The organism is Aeromonas sp. QDB68 (assembly GCF_027707405.1).
Lineage (GTDB): Bacteria > Pseudomonadota > Gammaproteobacteria > Enterobacterales > Aeromonadaceae > Aeromonas > Aeromonas caviae.
Map to the genome: position 1 here is coordinate 1 of NZ_JAPCIQ010000063.1, position 25285 is coordinate 25285.

Consider the following 25285-nt stretch of genomic DNA (forward strand, 5'->3'; position numbering starts at 1 on the left):
GAGGTCACATGGAAGATCAGATCCTGGAAAACGGGAATGGTTCCGTTCAGGGCGCTACTTGTGTATAAGAGTCAGCCTCTTCTATCTGCACACCTTCCATGACCAGGGGATGAAACTTGAGGATAGTGTGCTGATAGAGCTGGCGGATCAGGTCATCCTTGTCGCTGAAATAGCGATAGATGGTGCCTGCCGCCACCTTGGCTTTCTTGGCGACCACGGCAATGGAAAGGCCGTAGAAGCCCTGCTCGCCGAGGATCTCGTGAGCTGCTTCGAAAATGCGTTCTTTCTTATCCATAGTTATCAGAGGTCAACGACTGAATGAACGTTCATTCATTCTAGGTGGGCGCAAAGGCAAGTCAAGCATTGCCCATCATCTCTGACCCTATGGGGTGAGGGATTCAAAAAGTAGTGGGGAATTGCTGGATCCAGCCTGAACAAAACAAAAATAGTTGAAAAGGGTCGGAAGTGATTGAAAAACAGGCACTTGATTCTTTGTGTCAAAAAAAGAGTAGACAAGGTCGGCATCATCATCAATAATGCGCCCCGTTCGACAGCGTAGCGCCCGTAGCTCAGCTGGATAGAGCGCTGCCCTCCGGAGGCAGAGGTCACAGGTTCGAATCCTGTCGGGCGCACCATCAAAAGTGCGCCGGTTAAACGGGCGTGTTGAAGAACGAAAACAGCTGTGGTGGCTGTAGCTCAGTTGGTAGAGTCCCGGATTGTGATTCCGGTTGTCGTGGGTTCGAGCCCCATCAGCCACCCCATTTTACAGCTTGTCAGGTACGCGAAGGTGGCGGAATTGGTAGACGCGCTAGCTTCAGGTGTTAGTGCCCCCCGGGTGTGAGGGTTCGAGTCCCTCTCTTCGCACCATACATGCTGTATGACGAGGATGACCAGATGGTCATCTTTGTGTTTTTGGAATACCCCCTCGGTGATTAGCGCAGCCCGGTAGCGCATCTGGTTTGGGACCAGAGGGTCAAAGGTTCGAATCCTTTATCACCGACCACATTTGAAAACCCCGCTCAGGCGGGGTTTTTGCTTTTTGGCGTTTCTCTTTCGCTTTTTCCTGTCACGTCTTTTTACACTTCTTCAGGCGCCTGTTCGCCACGAGTTCGCTATGCTGGGGCCCGGAGCCGCGAGACAGGGGACGCTCGGGCACGGACCAGATACAAGGCCTATGCATCACCATATCACTTCTCTTCAACTCTCCGTGCTGGCCATGGCCGCACTGCTGCTGGGTGGTTGCGCCCTGCAGCCGAAACCGGAAGATCTTCTGATGGGCGCCGCCCCCAAGCCAAAGGCCGAACTCGAGGCCACCTTGGTAACCAGTGGTGGCTTCTGCGTGACCCTGAGCGAGCAGGGCCGTCTGCTGACCCAGCCCTGCGATCAGCAACCGAACCAGTCATTCAGCTGGGATGTCGGTGCCCTGCAACTGGCCGGGGATTGCCTGGTCGCCAGAGGGGAAGATGGTCTGGGGATGGAGGCGTGCCGGGAGGAGAGCCATCAATGGCAGTGGCAGGGGGATCGGCTGTTCAATCGGCAGGTGTCGTTGTGCCTGGATGTGGCGGGTCGCCGTCACAAGCCGGCCGTCCCCCTGCGCCTCGCCGAATGCTATGGCGGCGCCAACCAGAGCTTTGAGTGGACGCCCTCCGGCACGCTGTTGAACCGTCTGATGCTCCCGGCTCTGGTGTGGTGACAAGAGAGCGAGAAACAAAAAGGGTGGCCACATGGGCCACCCTTTTTCGATCCGCGATGGGGATGCCTTATCAGCGGGTCTGGGAGGCGAACAGTTTCTCCAGATAGACGGCAACGCCATCTTCATCGGAAGTGAGGGTCTGTTCGTGCTCTGGCAGGGCCAGTTTGAGGCGATCATGGGCGTTGCCCATGACCACGCCACGGCCCACCATGCTCAGCATCTCGAAGTCGTTCATGCCATCGCCGAAGGCCACGGCCTGTGACATCTCCAGGCCGTGCTGCTCCAGCACGGCGCGCACGGCATTACCCTTGTGCACACCGGCATGCATCACCTCGAGGCAGTCAGGCAGGGAGAAGGTGACGTTGAGTCGATCACCATATTGCTGGTTGAGGTGCGCCTCTATCTTCAGCAACTTGTCGTGGTCGCCGATGTAGAACACCTTGTTGACCCTGTCCATCGGGTGGCTGGCGAGATCCGCCAGACGGTAGCTGAAGCCGGAGTCGTGATGGAACTTCAGCAACCAGGGCAGCTCCTCTTCCACCAGCCACTCGTCGCCGTAGTAGACGTTGATGTGGATGGACGGGTCGCGTTCCATGGCGATCAGCTCGGCCGCCACCGTGCTCGGTAGCGCCTGGTTGTAGACCAGTTGATCCTGCTTGTCGTGTACCACGGCGCCGTTGGAGGTAATGAGGTAGATATCCAGCCCCAGCGCATCGCGGATGCTGCGCACATCCACATGGTGACGGCCGGTGGCGACCACGAACTTGACGCCCTGGTCGACCAGGCGGTGCAGGGTATCCCGGGTGCGGGAGGAGATCTGGTGCTGCCCGTTGAGCAGGGTACCATCGAGATCGGACACAACTACCTTGAACATCATTACCTCGACTTCAATTGAACGCCGGGGGAGTGTACCCCAGCGTCTGCCGTCACCCCATTTATTTAGGGATCCAAAAAATAACCAGCCCCTTCTGGTCGCGTCAGTAGCGCGCGAAGAAGGCCAGGGTTGCATTGAGCGCGGCGTGGCGCTGGGGATCCGCCTCGATGAAGAGCTCGTGCCAGGCCCCTTCGATGCGCAGCGGCTTGCTCCCTTCACATTGTGCCTTGGCGCAGAAGGCCTCCTGGGCGGCGTTGTCCACCACGCTGTCCTCGCCGGCCTGCAGCAGCAGCAGCGGCGTCTTGATGGCGCCGGCGTCGGCTACGGCCGTGTCCGATCCTGTGATGGCCTGATGGATCCAGTGGGCGGTGGCGCCCCCCAGCCTGACCTGGGGATGCTGTTCGTAGATCTGGCGGAAGGCCTGATAACGCGCCGTGCTGTGGGTCAGCTCGTTGTCGGCAAAGCCGTGATCCTCATAGGGTCCCTGACCCGGGCCGTAGGGGGGCTCGCCCACCCAGCCGCCGACCGTGCCGATGGTGGCCGCCAACCCCTTGGCCAGCCACTTGGGCAGGCCGCCGAGGTTGATGCCCATCATGGGGGAGGAGAGCACCGCCGCCTGGATGTCGTTCGGCCAGCGTTCCAGATAGCGGGCCGAGATGGCCCCCCCCATGGAGTGGGCCAGCAGGAACAGCTTGGCAGGCTTGTCCGGTACAATCACTTCGTCATGAAACTGTTTGAGATCGGCGACATAGTCGTCGAACTGGTCGACATACCCCTTCTCTTTGTCGGCCAGCATGCGGTCTGACATTCCCTGGCCGCGATGATCGATGAGGTAGAGGCTGTAACCCTGGCGCCAGAGATCCCAGGCCAGCTCCTGATACTTGAGGTAGCTCTCGACCCGGCCGTTGACGATGAGGATGGCGCGATCGATCTTGGGTTGGCGCAGGGCGGCATAGCGGAGGGTGACCCCGTCTTTGCCCTTGAACTCCCCCTCGACGGCATGCTGGCGCCAGAAGTCGGGCAGGGTCTGCTGATAGAGGGCGGGGACGTCGGCTTCAGTGGTCAGCTGGTAAGGATTGCTCACGGCAAGGGCTCCGGCAGAAAACAGGGTCAGGGCCAGCAGGGGCAGGTGGTTAAGCTTCATCAGTGTACTCTTCCGAAGGATCATCCGATTGTTGTGCGGCCCATCCTTTGCGGGTCAGCTGCATCTGCTGCCACCAGCGTTCGTCCGCCAGGATCTCGCCGGTCGGGCCGAGCTGGGGGTAGGGCATCTCTTTCTCCTTGCAGAGCTGGGCATAGACGGGATAGCCCCCCTCGAACAAGATGGTGTTCTGTTCTTCGAGTGTGAGTGGGCAGCCGCGCTGATAACAGCCGGCCAGTTCGCGCTGGCGCTGGGCCTCGTAGAGGATGGCGGCGGCGGCCACCGAGACGTTGAGGGACTGCACCATGCCCACCATGGGGATGACGATATGGTGATCGGCCAGGGCCAGCGCCTCTTCGCCGATGCCGTGCTTCTCCTGGCCCACCAGGATGGCGGTGGGTCTGGTGTAGTCGATGGCGCGAAAGTCCACGGAGCTGTCGGAGAGGTGGGTCGCCAGGATCTGCATGCCGGAGGCCTTGAGTTCGGTCACGGCACTGCCGATGTCCGGGTGCAGCTTCACGTCCACCCAGTTCTGGCTGCCGCGGGCGGTGCCCTTGCGCTTGTGGATCCAGCTCTTGGGCCAGACCGCGTGCACCCGGTGGATGCCGATGGCATCGGCAGTGCGCACGATGGCGGCCAGGTTGTGAGGTTTATGAACCTCTTCCATGCAGACGGTCAGGTCGAGCTGGCGCTGGGCCAGCATGTCGGAAATGCGTTTGAAGCGTTCAGGAGTCATGTCGGTTTCTATGTCGTGAGGCCGGTGCATGCAACAAGGCTGGTGGCTTGCGGCATGGGGCCCTGGGTATCTCTTGAAAAGCAGCAGGCGGCTTGCGCCGCCTGTGTTCAGTTTTTCTGTCGGCTCACCCTGAGCACGTTGGGCATGACCCGGATCTTGCGCATGATGTTAGCGAGGTGGATCCGGCTCTTGGTGGTGATGAGCAGGGTGACCACATAGACCCGGCCATCTTTCTCCTCGGTGCTGATGGCGTGGATGTTGGCGCCGGTGGCGGCAATCACGTTGGCCAGCTCCGCCAGGGCGCCCTGGTGATTGACGATCTCGATGCTGATGCCGGTGCGGAATTCCTGCTCCTGCTCCTTGTCCACCTCCCACTGCACCGGCAGGTATTTGTCCGGTTCGCGGCTGTAGCCCTTGATGTTGCGGCAGGACTCCTGGTGGATCACCAGTCCCTTGCCCGGGCTGATGTGGGCGATGATGGCATCCCCCGGGATGGGGCGGCAGCAGTTGGCGAAGGTGACCAGCATGCCGTCGGCACCCTTGATCGGCATCTTCTTGCTGGTGGATTTGGGCTGCTCTTCCGGCGGCAGCTCATCCCCCAGCATGCGGCGGGCCACCATGACGCTCATGGCGTTGCCAAGGCCCACGTCGGCCAGCAGCCCCTGCAGGTTCTCGTGTTTGGTGTCGGCCAGCACCTGCTTGACGCGGGCTTCCGGGATGTCTTCGATGTTCTTGGCGCCGAGGGCATGGTTGAGCAGGCGGCGGCCCAGCACCACGGACTCTTCGGTGCGCAGGTTCTTGAGGAACTGACGTATCTTGGAGCGCGCCTTGGTGGTCACCACGAAGTTGAGCCAGGCCGCGTTCGGGCGGGCGCCGGGGGCCGTGATGATCTCCACCGTCTGACCGGAGTGCAGCGGGCTGCTCAGCGGATAGGGGTGGCGGTCGACCCGGGAACCGACGCAGGCATGACCGATGTCTGTGTGCACCGTGTAGGCGAAGTCCACCGGGGTGGCGCCGGCGGGCAGCTCCATGATGCGGCCCTCTGGTGTGAAGACGTAGATCTCGTCGGGGAAGAGGTCGGTCTTGACTCCCTCGATGAACTCGAAGGAGCTGCCGGCGCTCTGTTGCAGCTCCAGCAGGCTCTGCATCCAGCGCTGGGCGCGGATCTGGGCCGTGGTGCCCGAGCTGTCCCCATCCTGCTTGTAGGCCCAGTGGGCGGCGACGCCCTTGTCGGCCATCTGGTCCATGAACTCGGTGCGGATCTGCACCTCCACCGGTACCCCGTGGGGGCCCACCAGGGAGGTGTGCAGGGACTGGTAGCCGTTGGTCTTGGGGATGGCGATGTAGTCCTTGAAGCGACCGGGGCGCGGCTTGTAGAGGCTGTGCATCTGCCCAAGCACCCGGTAGCAGGTGTCTATGTCTTTCACTCTCACTCTGAAAGCATAGATATCCATCACTTCGTGGAATTGCAGTTCTTTCTTCTCCATCTTGTTGTAGATGGAGAACAGGTTCTTCTCGCGTCCACTTACCTGGGCATCGATGCCGGCTTCCCGCAGACGCCCCTCAATCTCGCTCTGGATGGAGTCGATGATCTCACGCCGGTTGCCACGGGCGCGGCGCACCGATTCCCGCAGCACCCGGGAGCGCATGGGGTAGAGCGCCTCGAAGCCGAGCTCTTCCAGCTCGTTTTTCATGGTGTGAATACCGAGGCGGTTGGCGATGGGGGCGAAAATCTCGAGGGTTTCCCGGGCGATGCGGCGGCGCTTGTCCGGTCGCAAGGAGCCGAGGGTACGCATGTTGTGAGTGCGGTCGGCCAGCTTGATCAGGATGACCCGGATGTCCTGGGTCATGGCCATCATCATCTTGCGGAAGTTCTCGACCTGGGCTTCCTTGCGATCGCGGAACTTCAGCTTGTCGAGCTTGGAGACACCGGAGACCAGCTCGGCGACGGCGTTGCCAAACTGCTCGGCAAGATCGTCCTTGGTGACAGGGGTATCTTCGATGACGTCGTGCAGCACGGCAGCCATCAGAGTCTCATGATCGAGGCGCATGTCGCCCAGGATGCGGGCCACGGCAACGGGATGAGTGATGTAGGGTTCACCACTGGAACGCATCTGTCCCTGGTGAGCATCACGGGCTACCACATAGGCTTGCCTGAGCTTCTCAACCTGCTCGGGTGGCAGGTAGGAACTGGCTATTTCTTTAAGATTTTCAAATAAATACAAGACAGTCCCCGCAGCGGTTAAACGGCAATCCGTGAAATTGAGGGTATGCCCTCGAGTTTGCGAGGTTTTCGAGCGGTTGTAAATGGGGAGAACAGCCGGCACCCGGGCGGGCGCCGACTATGGGAGGCGACTGACTTAGCCGCGACCTTCTGCGATGGCAGCAACGGCAGCCAGCTCGGCGGCTTCCTGCTCTTGCTGCTCGTAGCGGTCCTGAGTATCCATCACCTGGTTGTTGACCAGACCCAGTTCGATCTCGCGCAGGGCGATCACGGTCGGCTTGTCGTTCTCTTCGTCGACCAGGGGATCCTTGCCTTGTACCGCGATTTGACGAGCGCGGCGCGCGGCGACCAGCACCAGGTCAAAACGGTTACCTACCTGTTTTACAGCATCTTCTACAGTAACGCGGGCCATGCGGGACTCCAGTGTTTGGGCTTTCTGTGATTGAAAAAGCAGTGTTTAAAAATGACGCAAAAGTTTACTTGTTTTTGGCTTACTCTGCCAGTAGCTGTTTCAGCAAGTTTTGCTGGGCCTGCTGTTGCTGACGCATTTCCAGGCGCTGGCACTCGATGACGGCCCTGAGTTGGAACAGTGCCAGCTCAAAGTCTTCATTGATGATGACATAGTCATACTCGTCATAGTGCACCATTTCGGCAATGGCTTTCTCCATCCGGCCCTTGATCACCTCGGCGCTGTCCTGGCCGCGGCCGATCAGGCGGCGCTCCAGCTCCTCGCGGCTGGGAGGCAGGATGAAGATGGACTTGGTCGGCATCTGTTCGCGGATCTGGCGGGCGCCCTGCCAGTCGATGTCGAGGAAGACGTCGATGCCCTGCGCCAGGCAGGCCTCGATGGCGGCGCGGGAAGTGCCGTAGTAGTTGCCGAAGACTTCTGCCCACTCCAGAAAGTCACCGCGCTCGATCAGCGCCTTGAACTCTTCCACCTTGACGAAGTGGTAGTGCACCCCGTGCTCTTCACCGGGACGGGTGGCGCGGGTGGTATGGGAGACCGACAGCTGCATCTTGCCGGCGGCGTTGTGCTGGGTCAGCAAGGCATTGAGCAGACTGGACTTACCGGCCCCGCTCGGGGAAGAGATGATATAGAGAGTGCCTTGTTGCGCCATGTCTGTACCTTTAAGCGATGATCCGCGCTTTGGTTGTAGCAGAGGCCGCCGTCTTGTGCCCGATAAGGGAGACGGTTGCTCGCAATGCGCGGAGGAATCAGAGTCAGGAGGATGTAAAGGCGGCGAATGTTAGCAGATGGGGGCGGATAAAAAAACGGCCGGAATCATATTCCAGCCGATCAAAATATCCGTAGCTTGCTGTGCGGGCGTTACCCGCATAGAGGGCCATTCTGCCCACGGAGCCGGGGCCGGGCCATCAGATTATCCCTGCGCCAGGGCTCGGAATTTCCGAGTTGCCCTGGGTCGGTAGAAGATGCTTGTCGGTACAGAGGCGCTCGAAGGCGGCGATGACCCGCTCGCGGCTTATCGTGGCCATGGCGTCCGGATCCTTGAGGCGGGTGCGCCAGCCGAGCTCGGCCAGCGGCTTGCCGGTCTCCTGCTCAATCAGTTCCTGATAGACGCTGACCAGATAATCCCGGCACAGATAGGGGCCGGTACGCTCCGGGTTGTGGTGGGCGTAGAGGCCGATCACGGGTGTCCCCACCAGGGTGGCCATGTGGGCAGGGCCGGTATCCGGGGCCAGCACCAGGCTCGCCTCGCCAATCAGCGCCAGCAATTGCTTGAGGCTGGTTTGCCCCACCAAATCTGCCGGCTTGCTCTGGCTGAGGCGTTGGATCTCGGCGGCGAGATCCCGCTCCAGCCTGGCCGGTCCGCCGCACAGATAGACCTGAAAGCCCTTGTCTGCGGCGTGATCCGCCAGCGCGGCGTAGCCGGCGGCAGTCCAATTCTTGAATGCCTTGCTGGCAGCGGCGCAGATGAGCAGGGTCGGCTTGCCGCCAATTATCTCCTTCGCCCAGGCCTGGTGCTCGGCGCTGATGGGCAGTTGCCAGTCCGGGGTCAGATCCTTTATCCCGAGCTCTTTGGCGAAGGCGAGAAAGCCGTCCAGCACGTGGGGGGAGGCGGGTGAGGGGACCCGATGGTTGGTGAACAGCCACTGACCGTCGCTGGCGCGCTCCCGATCAAACCCGAGTTTGACCTTGGCCTTGATGCCGAGGGTGGCGATGCTGGCGCGCATGGCGGCCTGCAGGTGGAGCAGTGCATCGAACCTGCGCCCCTTGAGGGTCTGCCAGAGATCGCGATAGCCGCGCCACCCCTTGCTCTTGTCGAAGGGAATGACCTCGACCCCCGGCAGATCGGCGAACAGGGTCGCCTCAATCTTGCCGGTGATCCAGGTGATGCGGGTCTGGGGCCACTCCCGCTGGATGACGCGCACCAGCGCCAGCGCGTGGCAGCAATCTCCGATGGCGGAGAGCCGCAGGATGCAGATGGAGGAGGGCGGCGTTTGGAACAGCGGCATGATGTGGCGCAACGATGGCAAAATGGATGGATGGCATTATGCAAACTCCCCTGTGGATTGTAAAATTGCGCCGGTTGCCCGACCGGCACGGCTTTCTGAATGGATGCCCTGCACCCACTATCGACCGGAATTCTCATCATGCTGACACACACCACCCACAACCAGGTCTGCTGGTATGCCGACGGAGTCTTCCGCGATCCTTCCCCTGCCTTGTTCGATCCTGTCTGGTGGCAGACCCATCGCCAGGTGGTGGGTTCTTCCATCGGCCGCGGGGTGACCTGGTTCGTGAAGGATGAATCCCGCCACTTGGTGCTGCGTCACTACTACCGTGGCGGCATGGTGGGCAAGCTGGTGCGTGACCGGTTCTGGTTTGAGGGGGTGGAGAGCAGCCGGGCCATGGCTGAATATCGTCTGCTGGCGACCCTGAGTGAACAGGGGCTGCCGGTGCCGCGCCCCTTTGCGGCCCGCATGGTCAAGCAGGGGCCCTTCTATCGGGCCGACATCCTGATCGAACGCATTCGCGGCGCCAAGGATTTGGTGGCCCTGCTCAAGCAGGGGCCGATCGCCGGTGAGGTGTGGCACAAGATAGGCAAAACGGTGCGCCAGTTGCACGATGCAGGGGTCTATCATGCGGATCTCAACAGCCACAACCTGCTGCTCGACAAGGAGGGCAAGGTGTGGGTGATCGACTTCGACAAAGGAGCCATCCGCTCCCCCGGCAACTGGCAGCAGGCCAACCTGGAGCGGTTGCTGCGCTCCTTCAACAAGGAGTCGCAATTGCACACAAGCTTCCACTTCGTGCCGGAAAACTGGCAAGCCCTGATGGCAGGCTATCAGGGCAAGGTGGCGTGACGTCGGGTTCCACTTCGTAGCTGGAGGCTGGCAGGCCGCTGATGGCGCCACCGGGGGCGAGAGGTGCGAGGCCAGCGATGCTGGCGCGGTTGCTCGGCGCCAGTACCAATGTTACTTATTGAGTGTGATTGCTTGGACAGATATTCAGATCCGGTTTCGAGGCGCGTGATGGAAAGGTATGAGACTCCCGGGGTTGAGGTCACCACTCCCCTTGAGGTGACGCTGATGGCACAGGCCATGGCGATGTTGGAGGCCGGGATCTGGACCTGGTCGGCCGGGCAGGGTCTGAGGCGGGACCCTTCCTGTCTGCAACTGCTGGGTCTGGAGGGGGGCGAGTTGGGGGATCTCGGCTGGCTGGATCGGGTACATCCGGATGATGCTCCCCGTCTGGCAGAGGCCCTGGAGGCCTGCCAGCATGGGCGCAGTAACGGGCTTCGACTCGAGTACCGCATCCTGCACCATCAGGGCCATTACATCCGGCTGGAGGAGCGGGTCCGTCGCGACGAAGGGGGTCAACTGCTGGGGGTGGTTCGCCATCTGGATGCCGCCATGGCGCCCCTGGAGGATCGCCACGACACGGATCCCCTCACCGGCCTCGAGAGCCGCAGCCACTTCGAGCTGTTGCTGGATGAACGGCTGGCCAGCGAAAGCGGCAGTTTCTGTCTGCTGCAGTTCAGCGTGGATCACCGTAGCAAGATCCTGCAGTTGTTCGGGGAGGCGGCCTGCGACGCCATGCTGGCCAAGCTGGCCCGCATCGTGCGCCGCGAGCTGCGTCGGGAAGATCCCTTCGCCCGTTGGGACGAAGACGGCTTCATTCTGATGCTCTCCCAGACCGATCGGTTGAGCGGCCTGGAGATTGCCGAGCGGCTGCGGCTCGAGATCGCCGACGCCAGCCTGCTGCCCCAGCGTCCGGTGACCGTGAGCATCGGCCTGGTGCAGAGCCAGAGTGCCGAGCAGCTCGATCACCTGCTGGCCCGGTTGGCCTCCTGCCACGGTCAGGCGAAGCGGGAACACAACGCCGTGGTCGGCTGACGGCCAGTCACTGTCCGCGTACCCATTGACGCCGGTGGACCCATCAGCGTCAATGGTTTTCAGTCAGCGCTCACTGACCTGCTGACGCTGGCAGACCCAGAGAGAAGCCAGCATCAGCAGGGCGCCCAGACCGAGCCTGAGCAGGTCGGTATCCTTTCCCCAGAGCACCAGATTGACCAGCAGACCCGCGGGGATCAAGGCGTTGTTCATGATGGCCAGCACGCCGCTGCTGACCAGGGTCGCCCCCTTGTTCCACAGGAAGTAGCCGAGCCCGGATGCCCCGACCCCCAGCCAGAAGAGGATGCCCCATTGCAGGGAGCTGGCGGGATATTGAGGTTTGCCCAGCAGCCACCAGGCGGGCAGGGCGATCACCAGGGCGCCCAGATAGAAGCAGCCGAACACCGCCAGCTGGGGCGGCTGCTCAGCCTCCCGGGCCAGCAGCACCTTGTAGCCTACCTGGCCCAGAGCGAAGCAGACGTTGGCGCCCTGCACCACCAGGAATCCCAGTACATAGTTTTCGGTCAGGCCGTCGAAACGGATGACGGCCGCCCCCAGCACCGCCAGCAGGGCCCCCCACAGATAGACAGGCTTGAAGCGCCCTTCCAGCAGGTCGTGGATCAGGGTGACATAGATGGGGGTGAAGATGGTGAACACCAGCACTTCCGGTACCGTCAAGAGCAAGAAGGAGTGGTAGTAGAAGAGATACATGATGCCGAGCTGGATAGCACCGAGGGCCATCAGCTTGGCCACCAGATCGGGGCGCAGCCAGCGACGGCGAAGGAAGGGCAGAAACACCAGGCTGGCGAGCACGATGCGGGTCAGTACCGAGAAGTAGGCATCCACCTGACCGGCAAGGTAGACCCCGATCAGGCTGAAGGAGAAGGACCAGAGCAGGGTAACCCCTATCAAGTAGTTCATGTGATTGAATTGTCGTCAGTTGTCAATTTGGAGGGCGCTATGATGGCCGAGTTGGAAGGCGCGATCCAGCGTTTATGGGAAGGGTTGTCACAGATCGGAGCATTTGCCTTCGAGGCGAGCAACGGGGCCGGATCCGCCACCGACTGGTGCGGTCGCGGGGAGGGGGCCGTGGTGGTGACCGATCACCATGGGGGGTGGCTGTATGCCGAGACGGGTCGCTACACCACGCCCCATGGCCGGGAGCTGACCATGCACAACCGCTTCTGGTGGCAGCGCACCGCACGGGGGATCATGCTCTCCCACTTGCGCTACGAGCAGCCGGTGATGCTGTTCGAGCTGTTGCCCCGGGGGGACGGGCACTGGGTCACGGCCGAGCCTCACCGGTGCGGGCAGGATCACTACAGCGCCGAGCTGACCGAAACCGGCGAGGGTTTCCTGCTCACCTGGCAGATAACGGGGCCGCGCAAGAACGAGCGGTTGAGTTATCGCTACGGACCAGAGGCGCAGAGATAAAAAAACCGGCGCAGGGCGCCGGTAGAGGGGACAAATCGGAGGTTTTGTTAAAACGGTCCCAAAAACAGGAGAGATACACTCTCGTCACACACGCAGAGAGGGTCTTCAGGCATTCAGTGCATAGTTCAGCATGGCTTGCAGCTTGCTGTCGAAGAACCAGGGCAGCAGCACCATCAGCAGACCCAGCACCCCGGCCAGCCGGTGGCGATACTGCCAGCCGGCTATCAGTACCAGACCGCCGCAGAGGGTGGTCAGGATGCCTGACATAGGGCAGCCTCCCGCTGTTGGCGGCGCTGCTGTGCCCACTGGTTGAGGGCGACCGAACCCAGGATCAGGGCCAGCGCCACGCCCGTGGTGGACTGGATCTGCTCGCCGAGGAACAGGGCTCCCAGCATGACGCCGAACAGCGGCACCAGGTAGTTGCTGAAGGAGGCGAAGGTCGGGCCCGCCTTCTGGATCAGCGCCATGTAGAGGAAGTAGACCAGGCCGGTACAGAAGATCCCCAGCATGGCGACGGCGCCCATGGCCTGCTGGCTCGGCAGGGTGAGGCTGCTCAGGTCGGCCACGAAGGGCGCGGCCAGCAGCAGCTGGATGGCCGAGGAGATCAGGATGTTGCGGGCCACGACCACAGGATGGTCCTTAGCGAAGCGCTTGATCATCAGCAGGCCGATGGCGAAGCAGCTGGCACCAAACAGGATGGCCATGGCACCGAGCAGCCCGGCATTCATGCCGCTGGTCAGCTTGGGCCAGAACAGTACCAGCACGCCGACGAAGCCGATGATCACGGAGACGAGGCCGCCCTTGGTGATTCTTTCACCAGAAATAAACAAGGGAGCCGCCAGAATGGTCACAAAGGGGATACAACCCATGACCACGGCCGCGATGGCGCTGTCCACATACTGTTGTCCCCAGGCCACCATGATGAAGGGGATGGTGGCGTCGAGCAGGGCGATCAGCATATAGGTTCGCCAGGGGGTGTGTTCACTCTTGAGGCGCATGAACAGGCAGAGCAGACCCAGGGTCAGGCTGCCACACAGGGCGCGTCCGGCGGCCACCATGATGGGGGGCAGTTCAGCCACGGCCTGGTGCATGAAAATGAACTGGGAGCCCCACAACAGGCCGATCGCCAGCAACAACAGATAGCTACGCATTTGAATCTCCGATGTAATTCGCCTGCGCATTCTATGCAATCTGCTACTATGCCAAAAATGAATTGTCGTCATTCAACTATGGCCAATATCGATGGAACTGCCCCTTTCCCGCCTCGACCTCAACCTGCTCACCGTGTTCGACATGCTGATGCAGGAGCGCAACGTCACCCGTGCCGCCGAACGGCTGCACCTCTCCCAGTCCACCGTCAGCCATGCGCTGGGGCGGCTGCGAACGGCGCTTGACGACCCCCTGTTCGTGATGAGTCGGCGCGAGATGATGCCGACCGAACGGGCCAAGGCGCTGGCGAGCCCGGTGCGCCAGGCGCTGGCCATGCTGGAGCAGGGGCTGCGTCAGGCCAAGGGATTCGACCCGGCAAGTGCCCGGCGGATCTTTCGCATCGCCACCCCGGGCTCGGTGGAGCACGGCCTGGTGCCGGTGCTGGTGGAGTGGATGGTGCAGCAGGCTCCCAACTGCCGACTGGAAGTGTGCGAGCTGGCGGACAGCGACTACGAGCGGGAGCTGGAGAAGGGGGAACTGGATTTGGTGATCGGGTTTGCCGGTGCCAACCATCTCTCGCCCCGGTTGTGGCGCGAGGAGTGGTTCAGCAATCCGCTGGTCTGTTTGTCGCCCCTCGGCAGCGCTCTGCCCGACATGCTGGGGCCGGGAGAACTGGTCAGCCGCCCCCATATCCACACCTCCAGCTGGGGCCACAGCCAGGCCATGGTGGATCTCTGGCTGGCCCGTTTCGGGGTGGAGCGGGAGCTGGGGGTCAGGCTGCCGAGCTTTATGGCGGTACCGCCGCTGATGGCGACCGGCCGCTACCTGGTGGTGGTGCCCGAGATGATCGGGCGCCACTTCTGTCGCCACTATCCGTTGCGTCTGCACCAGCTGGAACCCGCCATCCCCATCGTCTACCTGATGGCGGGCCACCCGCTCAGTGCCCATGACGAGGCGATTGGCTGGTTCAAGGGGTTGTTGCACCGGCTGGCGAGGGAGCGCTACGGCGCGGATGCGCTCGGCCATCCCGCGCCGCAGGGGGCAGATCACGCCAATCCGGAGAAGTAGTCCAGCCCCATCGCCCCCTTCACCTCGGCCAGCACCTCGTCGGTGAGGGCCCGGGCCTGCTCGGTACCCTGCTGCAACAGGCGCAGCAGCTGGCGCTTGTCGGCGATGGCTGCCTCGCGCCGCTCCCGCATCGGAGCAAGCAGGGTCTGCAGGCAGTCGTTGAGTACCTGCTTACAGCGCATGTCCCCCAGACCACCGCGCTGGTAGTGGGCCTTCATCTCGGCCACCAGGGCCTTGTCGGGGTGGAAGGCATCCAGATAGGCGAACACCGTATTGCCCTCCACCTGACCCGGATCGCTCACCTTGAGGTGATTGGGGTCGGTATACATGGCGAACACCGCCTGCTTGATCTCGTCGCTCGACATGCCGAGTTCGATGGTGTTGCCAAGGGACTTTGACATCTTGGCCTTGCCGTCGATGCCGGGCAGGCGGCCGGTGTCGCTCAGGATGGGCTGGCACTCGGTCAGCACCTCTTTGCCCACCAGGGTGTTGAAGCGGCGCACTATCTCGTTGGTCTGCTCCAGCATGGGCAGCTGATCCTCGCCCACCGGCACGTGAGTGGCACGAAAGGCGGTGATGTCGGCGGCCTGGCTGACCGGATAGACGAGGAAGCCGGCGGGCAGGCTGCGCTCGAACCCTTTCTGCTGGATCTCCGCCTTGACGGTGGGGTTGCGCTCCAGCCGGGCGACACTGACCAGGTTGAGGTAGTAGGTCGTGAGTTCGGAGAGGGCGGGCAGGGCGCTCTGCAGGCAGAAGGTGGTCTTGGCGGGGTCGAGGCCAGCGGCCAGGTAGTCGGCCATCACCTCCAGCACGTGATCGGTCACCTTGGCCGGGTTGTGGCCGTTGTCGGTCAGCGCCTGCAGATCGGCGATCATGACGAACTGGCGGTAATGGTGCTGGGCGGCCACGCGCTGGCGCAGGGAGCCGACGTAGTGGCCGATGTGCAGTTTGCCGGTGGGGCGGTCGCCGGTCAGGATCACGGGGTTGTGCATGTCACTCTCTCCAGTTGGGTGAGCCGGGAGGCGACAAAGGGATGAAAACAATGACCGCCTCTCGGCGGTCACGGTGTTTTCTTTTGGAAATTTCACATAGAAAAGCAGTGCCGCCTGTTTAGAAGCAGCACCACCAGTAGTTGTGATTGAATGAGGTCATATTCATGGCAAATCACACTACGCCTGTTCGATCACTTCTGCAAGGGCACGACCAGCATGTCGCAGGGCACGGTATTCATCAGCTGGCGTGCGCTCGAGGTGAGCAGGCTCCAGAAGCTCTGGCGATGGCCGCACACCAGCAGGTCGATCTGGTAGTCCTTGACCGCCTGGTTGACCCGCTCGCTCAGATCGCCGCAGATGACCAGCTTCTTCTCGATGGGGTAGTCCACCGAGGCGAGGAAGGCTTCCAGCTTCTCCTTCGCTTCGGCGATCACCTGGTCCTGCACGTTGTCGATGTCGATGTCGATCATCTCGGTGTAGAGATCCTTGAGGTCCACATCGACATGGATCACCGACAGCTTGGCGCCGTTGGAGCGGGCCCGGTCGACCGCCTTCTCGATCACCTTGCGGTTGTCTTCCGACAGGTCGATCGCGGCCAGTACGTGTTTGTAATAGGTTCCATTCATGGGAGTTCTCCTCACTGATCCTGGGTCCACTATACCAATGTCTGCTGAAACTAAAACGGCATCGTCGCCACAGTTTCAGGATTTGCCTGACCCCGAACCGGAAGGCGTAGAGGTGCAGGTGGCCGGGGAGTGCATATTTTGAACAGGAGTTTGACGCCGGTCACAGGCGTGCTATTGCCCTCGGGAAGGTGGGGGAATAGGATGTGCCCGTGCTTCGCAATGAACACAAAACAACAAAAAGCATCTGAATACCGCTTTGGGGAGCCTCGCGCTCCCTTTTGTTTTTCTGCCCTCTTCCAGCCCATATCCCGTCCGACATCAAGGTAATCCCGCCCCCCTTGGTTATGCTGTAGCCAGTTCCCTTGGCAAAACGACCAGGGCTCCTCACCTGCAACCGGGTGACGCTGTCATGGCCGTTTCTCATGTCCCACCGATGCACCGGAGAGTCCTTCATGATCATTCATCCCCAGATCCAGGGTTGTGTTGCCCGCAATTGCCACCCCATGGGTTGTCGCGCCGCCGTGCTGCAACAGATCGAGCAGGTGCGGGCGGCGGGGCCGTTCAACGGGCCGAAACGGGTGCTGGTGCTGGGGGCATCGTCCGGTTTCGGGCTGGCGTCCCGGATCGCGCTCACCTTCGGCGCCGGGGCCGATACCCTGGGCGTCTCGTTCGAGCGGGGTCCCTCCGACAAGGGGCTCGGCAGTGCTGGCTGGTACAACAACATCTGGTTTCGTCAGGCGGCGGAGCAAGCCGGTCGTATCGCCGTCAACCTGATCGGGGATGCCTTCTCCGACACCATGCGCCAGCAGGCCATCGACGTCATCCGCCAGCAGCTCGGGCAGGTGGATCTGGTGGTCTATTCGCTGGCGAGCGGAGTCAGGGTGATGCCGGATGGCACACAGGTACGCTCGGTGCTCAAGACCACAGGCCAGCCGCTGCAAGGTTGGGGGCTGGATCTGGAGCACGATGCGCTGGTGCAGCAGTCGCTGGTGCCAGCCACCCCGGAGGAGATCCGCGACACCGTCACCGTGATGGGGGGCGAGGACTGGCAGCGCTGGATGCAGGCATTGCAGCAGGCGGATTGCCTGGCCCCCGGTGCCCGGACCGTCGCCTACTCCTATATCGGCCCCGAGTCCACCTATCCCCTCTATCGGGACGGCACCATCGGCTATGCCAAGGAGCACCTGCACGCCACCGCCGAGACCATCAACCTGCAACTTGCCGGGATTGGTGGTCATGCCTGGGTGTCGGTCTGCAAGGCGCTGGTGACCAAGGCGAGCGTGTTTATTCCGGTGCTGCCTGTCTATCTGGGCCTGTTGATGGGGGTGATGAAGGAGCGTGGTGTCCACGAGGGCTGCATCGAGCAGATGCAGCGGCTGTTTGCCGACAAGATGTACGGGCCCAGAGGGGTCGTCGCCGATGGCAACCGGCTGATCCGGATGGATGACCACGAGCTTGAGCCAGCGGTGCAGGCCGCCGTCTCGGCACTCTGGCCCAAGGTGACGCCGGAGAACTTCCGCACCCTGGGGGATTTTGCCGGGTTGCGCCAGGAGTTCATGCAGCTCAACGGCTTCGAGCTGCCGGGGGTGGATTACGGTGCGCCGGTGAACGTGGCGTCACTCACTGAGCTGACGCCCTGACACCCGCACGAGGGGGCATCAGGCGACGTTGCAGGCCAGTTCAGGGGAAAGGTGGGGAGACTGGGCCAGCACGGTCTGGTTGCGCCCCTGGCGCTTCGCCTGATACATGGCCATGTCGGCCCGATGGATGAGCTGGCTCAGGCTGTCATCCTGCGTCGAGCGTTCCGCCACCCCGATGCTGATGGTCATGTGGGGGGCCGCCAGGTAGGCGATCCGGCTTCTCAGCTGCTCCGCCTGCCGCCAGCAGGTGGCCCCGTCCTGGGTCATGGCCACCAGAAATTCTTCCCCGCCCCAGCGCCCGATCAACTGCTGGTCCGGCGCCCAGCTCTTGAGCTCCCTGGCCAACTGCCGGATAGCCTGATCCCCCGCCTGGTGACCATGCTTGTCGTTGATCTGCTTGAAGTGATCGATGTCGATGATGAGCAGGGTCAGGGGCGTTTCGTGCAGCCACTGTTGACCCAGTCTCTCCAGCAGGGCGCGACGGTTGGGCAGCCCGGTCAGCTGATCGAAGGTGGCGAGCTTGTAGAGGTGGCGCGAGCTGCGGTGGAGCCTGCGGGTGGTGAGCCCGAGCAGGATCAGGGCGACGGCCAGCAGCACCAGCAGCAGCAATTGGTAGTAGCGGGCACTCTGCTGGTAGAGCAGTTGCTGGCGCTTGCTCTCGTTTTCCTGCTGCAACGCGCGATTGCTGGCCTCGCTGCGAGCCAGATCCATCTCGACCTGGAAGGCGGCCGCGTGCTGGCTCAGGGTCTGGTTGAAGTGCTGCTTGTAGTACTGCATGTAGCGGGTCATGGCCCCGTAGGCCTCGGGGTAGCGGCCCAGATCGGCCAGCAACCTGGCCTGCATCGCCCGACCATCCATGGAGAGAGGGGCGGTGTGCTCCATCAGCAGTTGCAGGGCCAGCTGCTTCTCGCCACGACCCAGCAGGGTTCTTGCCCGGATCTCGGTCAGACGGGAGGCTGCCTGCGGGCTATCCAGCCTGTCATAGATGGCTTGTGCCTCCTCTAGGCTGCGCCAGGCGGCGTGCCAGTCCGCCCGTGCGTTGAACACCATGGCCTGGTAGCCGAGGACGATGGCGCGATAGTGGGGTGACAGGCTCGGCGTGGCCAGCAGGGTATCGAGCAACTGGCTGGCTCTGGCAGGCTGGCCCATGTCGATGTAGAGCCTGGCCATGTTGGCCCGGATGATGGCCTGGCTGTTGGGTTCGTTGAGCTGCACCATCTGGCCGAGGGCATCCTGATAATAGGTCTCGGCCTCACGGTAGAGATTGAGGTCCGCATAGAGGTTGCCGAGGGTCATCAGCAGACGGCCGCACTGCAAGGTGGAGAGGATGGAACCCGGCTCTTTCTGCTTGAGGTGATAGGCGGTCTTGAGCTCGAGGATCGCCTCTTTCATCTGCTGGGTACGGTAGAGGGCGAGCCCGTTGAGGGCATGCCACTCCGAGACTTGCCTGGGGTGATGCCGGACCGCCGGCCAGAGCTGGGTGAGCAGCTCGAGCGCCTGATCCGGCGTATCGGCATCCAGGGTCAGGGCAATCTGCTGCAACCGGAAGTCGAGCAGGCGAAGGGTCTCCTGCTGGGCATTGGCCAGACCGCGGGCGCGGGCATTGTCGCGCTGTGCCTGGGGATAGCGGCCAAGGGCTGCCTGGGCCAGGGACCTGGCGTAGAACAGTTCCATATCCTGCTGGGGACTGGCGTCGAGGCGCTGCAGATAGCCGACGGGATCGCGCGCCGCCTGCAATTCAGCCTCTTTCAGCAAGGAGGGAGCTGCCTGCAACTGGGTCATCCAGAGCAGCGCCAGTGCCATTATGAATCTCATTGAATCCTTTCCCCGACCAATGGCGCCATCATAATGGCTGATGTCACCTACACCATGTTTCTTTGCTTCTCTATAACCGTATGGGGGAGAGGATGAGGTGAAAAGTCGTCGCAACTGCGGGGTGCGTCGGTTGTCTCTGGTTGCGTCAGGATGCAACAGTGGCGACAATCGTGGGCAAATCACAGTGGAGAATCATCATGTTGGCCAAAGCCATGATCGAGAAGTTGAACGAGCAGATTAATCTTGAATTCTATTCCTCCAACCTCTACCTGCAGATGAGCGCCTGGTGCGAGGACAAGGGCTTCGAGGGGGCCGCCACCTTCCTGCGCCAGCATGCGGTCGAGGAGCGCCAGCACATGGAACGCCTGTTCACCTACGTGAGCGAGACCGGCGCCATGCCGGTGCTGGGGGCCATCGAAGCGCCTCCCCATGAATTCAAGTCCCTGGGTGACATCTTCCGCACCACCCTGGAGCACGAGTATCACATCACCAAGTGCATCAACGGTCTGGCCCACGTCGCCTTCACCACCCAGGATTACTCCACCTTCAACTTCCTGCAGTGGTACGTGGCCGAGCAGCACGAAGAGGAGAAGCTGTTCAAGAGCATCGTCGACCGTCTGAGCCTGGTGGGCGAGGATGGCAAGGGCCTCTATTTCATCGACAAGGAGCTGGCCGAGTTGGCCAAGGGCGCCCCGGCCAGCATCATGGACGGCAACGCCTGATAGTCGTGGACACTTAGTGTTCAGTCAGTACAATGACGGCCCCTTGTAAAGGGGCCGTTTTCTATTTGCAGGTGTCCTTGTACCGCTGTGCTGGTGTCTGCCGGGTACAATCACGGTCCTTTAAGGTAAAGGGGCCGTTTTTCTTTTGATGGGTGAGTGACGATGAAACAGGTGGATGTGGTGGTGATCGGTGCCGGGGCGGCCGGATTGATGTGTGCGGCCCAGGCTGGCTACCGGGGTCGCTCCGTGCTGGTGCTCGACAACGCCAAAAAGCCGGGCCGCAAGATCCTCATCAGCGGCGGCGGTCGCTGCAACTTCACCAATCATCAGGCGGGTCCCCATGCCTTCCTTTCGGCCAACCCCCACTTCTGCAAATCGGCGCTGGCGCGCTATACCCAGCAGGATTTCATCGATCTGGTGGACAGGCACGGCCTGAACTACCACGAGAAGACCCTGGGTCAGCTGTTCTGTGACGAGAGCGCCAAGGATATCGTCGACATCCTGCTGACCGAGTGCGACTGGGCTGGCGTGACCCTGCAGTTCCAGACCGAGATCCTCACCGTCAGCAAGACAGATGAAGGCTTCGTGCTCGACACCAGCAAGGGGGAGATCGCCTGCTCGTCGCTGGTGGTCGCCACCGGCGGCCTCTCCATGCCGAAACTCGGTGCTACCCCCTACGGCTTCAAGCTGGCGGAGCAGTTCGGCCTCACCGTGCTGCCGACTCGCGCCGGGCTGGTGCCCTTTACCCAGCATCAGGCCGACAAGGAGGCCTTCGCCGATCTGGCGGGGGTCAGCCTGCCGGTGGCGGTGACCGCCGAGGACGGCACCCGCTTCAAGGAGGCCATGCTGTTCACCCATCGCGGCCTCTCCGGCCCCGCCATCCTGCAGATCTCCTCTTTTTGGCTGGCGGGGGAGAAGATCCACATCAACCTGCTGCCGGATCTCGACATTCCAGAGACCCTCAAGACCTGGGTCCAGGCCCATCCTGCCCAGGAGCTGAAAACCGTGCTGGGGCGCGAGCTGCCCAAGCGTTTCGTCGACAAGCTGGTGGAGCTGGGATGGCTGGTGAGCAAGCCGATGCGCCAGTACAACGAACGGGAGCTGGAGGCGGTGGCCACCCTGCTGGGGGATTGGCAGATCCTGCCCAACGGCACCGAAGGGTATCGCACCGCTGAAGTGACCCTGGGGGGGGTGGATACCAACGGGCTCTCCTCCAAGACCATGGAGGCGCGCACCGTGCCCGGCCTCTACTTCATCGGCGAAGTGGTGGATGTGACCGGCTGGCTCGGTGGTTACAACTTCCAGTGGGCCTGGTCGTCGGGCTGGGTGGCAGGCCAGTACTGCTGAGGGATGCCGCGGCCCTGCGGTGAATGGCCCCGTCAGCGGCCTCTCGGGTGACAACTTCCAGTGGGCCCGGTCGTCGGGCTGGGGGAGAGGCCGTATTGCTGACAAAGAGGCTCGGCGGATGAGTCCGAGCGGATCGGGCCGTGTCAGGCGGCCCGAGTGATGGAACCAGACGCGGCCTGCTCAGGCCGCGTTTTTTATGGTCGGTCGCTGGCTGCCGGTTGGCCTCTAGCCTCTCCTGATATTGGGCAGGAAGGCGGTCAGCAGGCCAATAAGGGGCAGATAGGCGCAGACCTGATAGACGGTTTCGATGCTGGTGGCATCGGCCAATTTGCCCAGCAGGGCGGCCCCTATCCCTCCCATGCCGAAGGCGAAGCCGAAGAAGAGGCCGGAAATGGTGCCGACCTTGCCGGGTACCAGATCCTGGGCGTAGACCAGGATGGCGGAGAAGGCCGACGCCAGGATGAGGCCGATGACGATCGACAGCACCGAGGTCCAGAACAGGTCGACGTGGGGCAGCAGCAGGGTGAAGGGAGCGACGCCGAGGATGGAGATCCAGATCACCCGCTTGCGACCGATGCGATCGCCGAGTGGCCCGCCGAGCACGGTCCCCGCCGCGACGGCAAACAGGAAGGCGAACAGATAGAGCTGGGCGCTCTCCAGCGACAGGTGGAACTTGTCCATCAGGTAGAAGGTGTAATAGCTGCTCAGGCTGGCCATGTAGAAGAACTTGGAGAACATCAGCAGACCGAGGATGGCCAGTGACCAGCCAATCTGGCGGCGGCTCAGGCCGGTGCCAGCATGGGCCCTCATCCGCCGATGGAAGCTGGCGGCATGGTGGCTGGACCAGCGGCCGACGAAGCTGAGCACGATGACCCCGATGAGTGCGAGCAACGAGAACCAGGCGGCACTGCCCTGTCCCTTCGGCACGATGATGAGCGCCGCGAGCAGGGGGCCGATGGCCGATCCCAGATTGCCGCCGATCTGGAACAGAGACTGGGCCAGACCAGGCTGGTTGCCGGCCGCCATGCGGGCGACCCGGGAGGATTCCGGGTGGAAGACGGAGGAGCCCATGCCGATCAGCATGGCCGACAACAGCACGGCGCCAAAGCTGCCTGCCTGCGACAGGTAGAGCAGCCCCACCAGCGTGAAGCCCATGCCCAGAGGCAGGGAGTAGGGCATGGGTCTGCGGTCGGTATAGAGGCCGATCAGGGGTTGCAGCAGCGAGGCCGTGAACTGGTAGGTGAGGGTGATGAGACCTATCTGGGTGAACGACAGATCGAGCCCCAGCTTCAGGAGGGGATAGATGGCCAGCAGTACCGACTGCATCATGTCGTTCAACAGGTGCGAGAAGCTGATGGCGGCGATCACCGGATAAGCGGTGGTAGTCGGGTTGTCCACCGCGGGCGGGGCGGTGATCGGGGTGTCGGTACTCAAGGTCTTGTCCATGGCTGGGGTATCACTCCCTCTACCATGCCCTATCCCGGCGCATCTGGACATAACCAAAGTGGGCGAACGCCCGGATTGCGTTCGCGTGGCGCGCAGGCCGTTCATGCTGACGGCGTGTGGATGGCTGGTCAGATCTTGTGCTTGGCGCGGGGCGGATTAGTATAGAAGGCCTGCCGCCGCTATCCGGCCCATCACCCGCCATGGAGGGAACATGTTCGAAAGCCTGGGTGTCATCAACGTCTGGACCTATCTGGTCGGTCTCTTCTTCATCATCATCGCCCCAGGCCCGAACTCCCTCTACGTGCTGCGAACCGGTGCCGTGCGCGGCATAGGCCCGGGTTATCGCGCCGCCCTCGGCGTCTTCGTCGGCGATGCCATCCTCATTTTCTGCGCCTATCTGGGGATCGCGTCCCTCATTCGCACCACCCCATTGCTGTTTACCCTAGTGCGCTATCTGGGCGCCATCTACCTGCTTTATCTGGGGGTGAAGATCCTGCACGCGAACTTCATCGCCAAAAAGGCGGGACCGGCGTCCGAGATGGATCCCGGTGAGCGCTATTTTACCAAGGCCCTCACCCTGAGCCTCACCAATCCCAAGGCGATCCTGTTCTACGTCTCTTTCTTCGTGCAGTTCATCGACTTCAGCTATGCCCACACCTGGATCTCCTACCTGGTGCTGGCTGGCATGCTGGAAGCCATGAGCTTCGTCTACCTGACCCTGCTGATCTTCGGCGGTACCCTGATGGCCCGCTTTTTCCGTCAGCGCCAGACGGCGGCCCGTCTCGGCAACGGCCTTATCGGCCTCTTCTTCATGGGGTTTGCGGCCAGGCTGGCGACGCTCTCCTCCTGATCCTGGGGATTGCTGGGCACCTAGTCTGGCCAGCAATCCTTTCCCACCGGGATGAAGCGGGACTGGTAGACGATGAGCTTCTGGTTGCCCGGCTGATTGATCCGGGGATTGTGGTAGGTCTCCCCGGGCAGCAGGTACTTGCTGTCCGCCTCGCTGTCCGCCTGCTGGCAGCCCCGTTTCACCATGAACTCGAAATAGGTGTTGCCGGTATTGGTGATGGTGCTCTGTGCCGGGTCCAGCTGGTATGCAAAACGTGACTGACGCGGGCGCACCACCAGGATGGACTGCAGGGCCAGCTTCACCTCGACGGTTCCCCGGTGCTGCGTCTGGCTGCCTTCATCCACCTGGGCTGCTGGTGACTCGGTGAAGGTGATGCGGTAGTAACGCTCATGGTCATCGGCGGGCCCCTTGTAGTAGAACTTGACGTTCTGGGCATGTCTGGCGTGCAGGGTGAAGCGCCTGGGGGCAAACAGCAGCTCACCGGGGACGGTCGGCTGTGTTCTGCCTCTGGCCGTGGGGTCGCTGATTTTTTCCATTTGTATGTCGTACAGCTTGGGTGAAGCACTGTTGTTGGTCAGGGTTCTGGTAATGAACTCCTGCTCTGGCGCCATGGCAAGAGTCATGGCGCCGATGTCGAGGGCGGCGGCCTGTGAGGCCAGCAAGCCGCCCAGCAAGGGCCAAAGTAGACGATGCATGTTGTACTCCATGGTCAGCGCCAGGTCCCCTTGATGGTGATGGTGCCGCTTTGTTCCACCTCGCCTTCCCACATCTCGTCGCCCATGGTGCGCTGCACCATGGGATCGGTCAGGTCGAATTCCAGCGCCAGTTTGTAAAACCGGGTGATGCCCTGGCCGTTGACGGGATCATTCCACTCCTGCGGTGGTTGATTGTCCTGTATTCCGAGGGTGCGAATATCCACCGGTGTGCGATCGCAGCGAATGGCGTGCCGTGAACCCGCGCCATGAGCCACCGAATCGAATACCAGCCTGGTAGGGATGGGGACGGCCTGTTCAGGTGCGAAGGAGCCTGCCGGATAGAAAGTGCAATATCCCCGATAGGGCGACCCCCTGTCCTGTGAAATAGAAATTTCCAGCATGTATGGAGATGGTATTCACCTGACAGTTGCCCACAAAAGGGAGTGGTCATACGGCTTCAAACCGGATAACAAAACG

Annotated in this window: 25 protein-coding genes, 4 tRNA genes and 1 pseudogene; 13 read left to right on the forward strand and 17 right to left on the reverse strand. The window is 62.0% G+C overall.

Annotated features, from left to right (window positions below):
* Positions 1 to 76: 76 nt before the first annotated feature.
* Positions 77 to 295, reverse strand: a pseudogene (locus tag PG892_RS15870) (TetR/AcrR family transcriptional regulator); the annotation flags it as partial.
* Positions 296 to 558: 263 nt separating this feature from the next.
* On the opposite strand from PG892_RS15870, the gene PG892_RS15875 reads away from it, so the two are divergent.
* The 5 genes from PG892_RS15875 (at position 559) to PG892_RS15895 (ending at position 1693) form a co-directional block, all read left to right on the forward strand.
* Positions 559 to 635 (forward strand) — tRNA-Arg (locus PG892_RS15875).
* A 50-nt stretch (positions 636 to 685) separates the two neighbouring features.
* A tRNA-His gene (locus PG892_RS15880) sits at positions 686 to 761 on the forward strand.
* Between the two features lie 20 nt (positions 762 to 781).
* Positions 782 to 867: transfer RNA gene (locus PG892_RS15885), tRNA-Leu, on the forward strand.
* A gap of 59 nt (positions 868 to 926) precedes the next feature.
* Positions 927 to 1003: transfer RNA gene (locus PG892_RS15890), tRNA-Pro, on the forward strand.
* A gap of 171 nt (positions 1004 to 1174) precedes the next feature.
* Positions 1175 to 1693 carry an RICIN domain-containing protein gene (locus tag PG892_RS15895; protein WP_257711817.1) on the forward strand — a complete coding sequence of 173 codons (519 nt, stop codon included), beginning with the start codon at positions 1175 to 1177 and terminating at the stop codon, positions 1691 to 1693.
* A 70-nt stretch (positions 1694 to 1763) separates the two neighbouring features.
* Here PG892_RS15895 and PG892_RS15900 read toward each other — a convergent pair whose 3' ends face one another.
* The 7 genes from PG892_RS15900 to PG892_RS15930 all read right to left on the reverse strand — a co-directional run bounded on the left by PG892_RS15900 (position 1764) and on the right by PG892_RS15930 (position 9143).
* Positions 1764 to 2567 (reverse strand): Cof-type HAD-IIB family hydrolase, encoded by an 804-nt coding sequence (locus PG892_RS15900; protein ID WP_102949268.1) that lies wholly within the window; start codon positions 2565 to 2567, stop codon positions 1764 to 1766.
* 103 nt (positions 2568 to 2670) lie between these two features.
* Positions 2671 to 3711 (reverse strand): alpha/beta fold hydrolase, encoded by a 1041-nt coding sequence (locus PG892_RS15905; RefSeq protein WP_257711819.1) that lies wholly within the window; start codon positions 3709 to 3711, stop codon positions 2671 to 2673.
* Entirely contained in the window at positions 3701 to 4444 is a 744-nt protein-coding gene (trmH, locus tag PG892_RS15910; protein ID WP_202044895.1) for a tRNA (guanosine(18)-2'-O)-methyltransferase TrmH, read from the reverse strand. The genes PG892_RS15905 and trmH overlap by 11 nt, the downstream gene beginning before the upstream one ends.
* 107 nt (positions 4445 to 4551) lie before the next feature.
* Positions 4552 to 6669, reverse strand: a complete 2118-nt coding sequence (spoT, locus tag PG892_RS15915; protein ID WP_039040667.1) for a bifunctional GTP diphosphokinase/guanosine-3',5'-bis pyrophosphate 3'-pyrophosphohydrolase — start codon at positions 6667 to 6669, stop codon at positions 4552 to 4554.
* 135 nt (positions 6670 to 6804) lie between these two features.
* Complete coding sequence (gene rpoZ / locus PG892_RS15920; RefSeq protein WP_005307060.1) at positions 6805 to 7080, reverse strand: DNA-directed RNA polymerase subunit omega; 276 nt, start codon at positions 7078 to 7080, stop codon at positions 6805 to 6807.
* Between the two features lie 79 nt (positions 7081 to 7159).
* Positions 7160 to 7786, reverse strand: coding sequence for a guanylate kinase (gmk, locus tag PG892_RS15925; protein ID WP_039040668.1), 627 nt, complete (start codon positions 7784 to 7786; stop codon positions 7160 to 7162).
* A 256-nt stretch (positions 7787 to 8042) separates the two neighbouring features.
* Positions 8043 to 9143 carry a glycosyltransferase family 9 protein gene (locus PG892_RS15930; RefSeq protein ID WP_264787095.1) on the reverse strand — a complete coding sequence of 367 codons (1101 nt, stop codon included), beginning with the start codon at positions 9141 to 9143 and terminating at the stop codon, positions 8043 to 8045.
* A 138-nt stretch (positions 9144 to 9281) separates the two neighbouring features.
* Here PG892_RS15930 and PG892_RS15935 point away from each other — a divergent pair, with 138 nt between their 5' ends.
* Both PG892_RS15935 and PG892_RS15940 read left to right on the forward strand, forming a co-directional pair.
* Positions 9282 to 9995 (forward strand): 3-deoxy-D-manno-octulosonic acid kinase, encoded by a 714-nt coding sequence (locus PG892_RS15935; protein ID WP_010672321.1) that lies wholly within the window; start codon positions 9282 to 9284, stop codon positions 9993 to 9995.
* Between the two features lie 168 nt (positions 9996 to 10163).
* Positions 10164 to 11027 (forward strand): GGDEF domain-containing protein, encoded by an 864-nt coding sequence (locus PG892_RS15940; protein ID WP_053287970.1) that lies wholly within the window; start codon positions 10164 to 10166, stop codon positions 11025 to 11027.
* A gap of 63 nt (positions 11028 to 11090) precedes the next feature.
* Here the strand turns inward: PG892_RS15940 and PG892_RS15945 are convergent, their stop codons facing one another.
* Positions 11091 to 11945, reverse strand: coding sequence for a carboxylate/amino acid/amine transporter (locus PG892_RS15945; protein ID WP_053287971.1), 855 nt, complete (start codon positions 11943 to 11945; stop codon positions 11091 to 11093).
* A 42-nt stretch (positions 11946 to 11987) separates the two neighbouring features.
* Between PG892_RS15945 and PG892_RS15950 the strand changes: the two genes are divergently transcribed.
* Entirely contained in the window at positions 11988 to 12458 is a 471-nt protein-coding gene (locus PG892_RS15950) for a DUF6314 family protein (RefSeq protein ID WP_043153785.1), read from the forward strand.
* A 105-nt stretch (positions 12459 to 12563) separates the two neighbouring features.
* On the opposite strand, the gene PG892_RS15955 is transcribed toward PG892_RS15950, so the two are convergent.
* Both PG892_RS15955 and PG892_RS15960 read right to left on the reverse strand, forming a co-directional pair.
* Entirely contained in the window at positions 12564 to 12725 is a 162-nt protein-coding gene (locus PG892_RS15955) for a hypothetical protein (protein WP_010672325.1), read from the reverse strand.
* Positions 12710 to 13609 (reverse strand): DMT family transporter, encoded by a 900-nt coding sequence (locus PG892_RS15960; protein ID WP_010672326.1) that lies wholly within the window; start codon positions 13607 to 13609, stop codon positions 12710 to 12712. The genes PG892_RS15955 and PG892_RS15960 overlap by 16 nt, the downstream gene beginning before the upstream one ends.
* Before the next feature lie 91 nt (positions 13610 to 13700).
* Here PG892_RS15960 and PG892_RS15965 point away from each other — a divergent pair, with 91 nt between their 5' ends.
* The gene (locus PG892_RS15965) at positions 13701 to 14675 is read left to right on the forward strand and encodes a LysR family transcriptional regulator (RefSeq protein WP_201997293.1); all 975 of its coding nucleotides are present in this window, start codon (positions 13701 to 13703) and stop codon (positions 14673 to 14675) included.
* Here the strand turns inward: PG892_RS15965 and trpS are convergent.
* Complete coding sequence (gene trpS / locus PG892_RS15970) at positions 14654 to 15667, reverse strand: tryptophan--tRNA ligase (protein WP_264787098.1); 1014 nt, start codon at positions 15665 to 15667, stop codon at positions 14654 to 14656. The genes PG892_RS15965 and trpS overlap by 22 nt on opposite strands.
* Before the next feature lie 191 nt (positions 15668 to 15858).
* Positions 15859 to 16293, reverse strand: a complete 435-nt coding sequence (locus PG892_RS15975; RefSeq protein WP_010672329.1) for a universal stress protein — start codon at positions 16291 to 16293, stop codon at positions 15859 to 15861.
* A 452-nt stretch (positions 16294 to 16745) separates the two neighbouring features.
* Here PG892_RS15975 and fabV point away from each other — a divergent pair, with 452 nt between their 5' ends.
* Positions 16746 to 17933, forward strand: coding sequence for an enoyl-ACP reductase FabV (gene fabV, locus PG892_RS15980; RefSeq protein ID WP_045522675.1), 1188 nt, complete (start codon positions 16746 to 16748; stop codon positions 17931 to 17933).
* Between the two features lie 18 nt (positions 17934 to 17951).
* Here the strand turns inward: fabV and PG892_RS15985 are convergent, their stop codons facing one another.
* Positions 17952 to 19736, reverse strand: coding sequence for a GGDEF domain-containing protein (locus tag PG892_RS15985; RefSeq protein WP_319972905.1), 1785 nt, complete (start codon positions 19734 to 19736; stop codon positions 17952 to 17954).
* Between the two features lie 209 nt (positions 19737 to 19945).
* Between PG892_RS15985 and ftnA the strand changes: the two genes are divergently transcribed.
* Together ftnA and PG892_RS15995 are read left to right on the forward strand one after the other, a co-directional pair.
* On the forward strand, positions 19946 to 20470 hold the full coding sequence (gene ftnA, locus PG892_RS15990) for a non-heme ferritin (RefSeq protein ID WP_010672333.1): 525 nt from the start codon (positions 19946 to 19948) through the stop codon (positions 20468 to 20470).
* A 162-nt stretch (positions 20471 to 20632) separates the two neighbouring features.
* The gene (locus PG892_RS15995) at positions 20633 to 21817 is read left to right on the forward strand and encodes an NAD(P)/FAD-dependent oxidoreductase (RefSeq protein ID WP_270825572.1); all 1185 of its coding nucleotides are present in this window, start codon (positions 20633 to 20635) and stop codon (positions 21815 to 21817) included.
* A 225-nt stretch (positions 21818 to 22042) separates the two neighbouring features.
* On the opposite strand, the gene PG892_RS16000 is transcribed toward PG892_RS15995, so the two are convergent.
* Entirely contained in the window at positions 22043 to 23263 is a 1221-nt protein-coding gene (locus PG892_RS16000) for an MFS transporter (RefSeq protein WP_160837958.1), read from the reverse strand.
* Between the two features lie 211 nt (positions 23264 to 23474).
* Between PG892_RS16000 and leuE the strand changes: the two genes are divergently transcribed.
* The gene (gene leuE, locus PG892_RS16005) at positions 23475 to 24113 is read left to right on the forward strand and encodes a leucine efflux protein LeuE (protein WP_010672336.1); all 639 of its coding nucleotides are present in this window, start codon (positions 23475 to 23477) and stop codon (positions 24111 to 24113) included.
* A 20-nt stretch (positions 24114 to 24133) separates the two neighbouring features.
* Here leuE and PG892_RS16010 read toward each other — a convergent pair whose 3' ends face one another.
* Positions 24134 to 24808, reverse strand: coding sequence for a fimbrial biogenesis chaperone (locus tag PG892_RS16010; protein ID WP_160837960.1), 675 nt, complete (start codon positions 24806 to 24808; stop codon positions 24134 to 24136).
* Positions 24809 to 24822: 14 nt separating this feature from the next.
* Complete coding sequence (locus PG892_RS16015; RefSeq protein WP_270825573.1) at positions 24823 to 25209, reverse strand: hypothetical protein; 387 nt, start codon at positions 25207 to 25209, stop codon at positions 24823 to 24825.
* Positions 25210 to 25285: the final 76 nt, after the last annotated feature.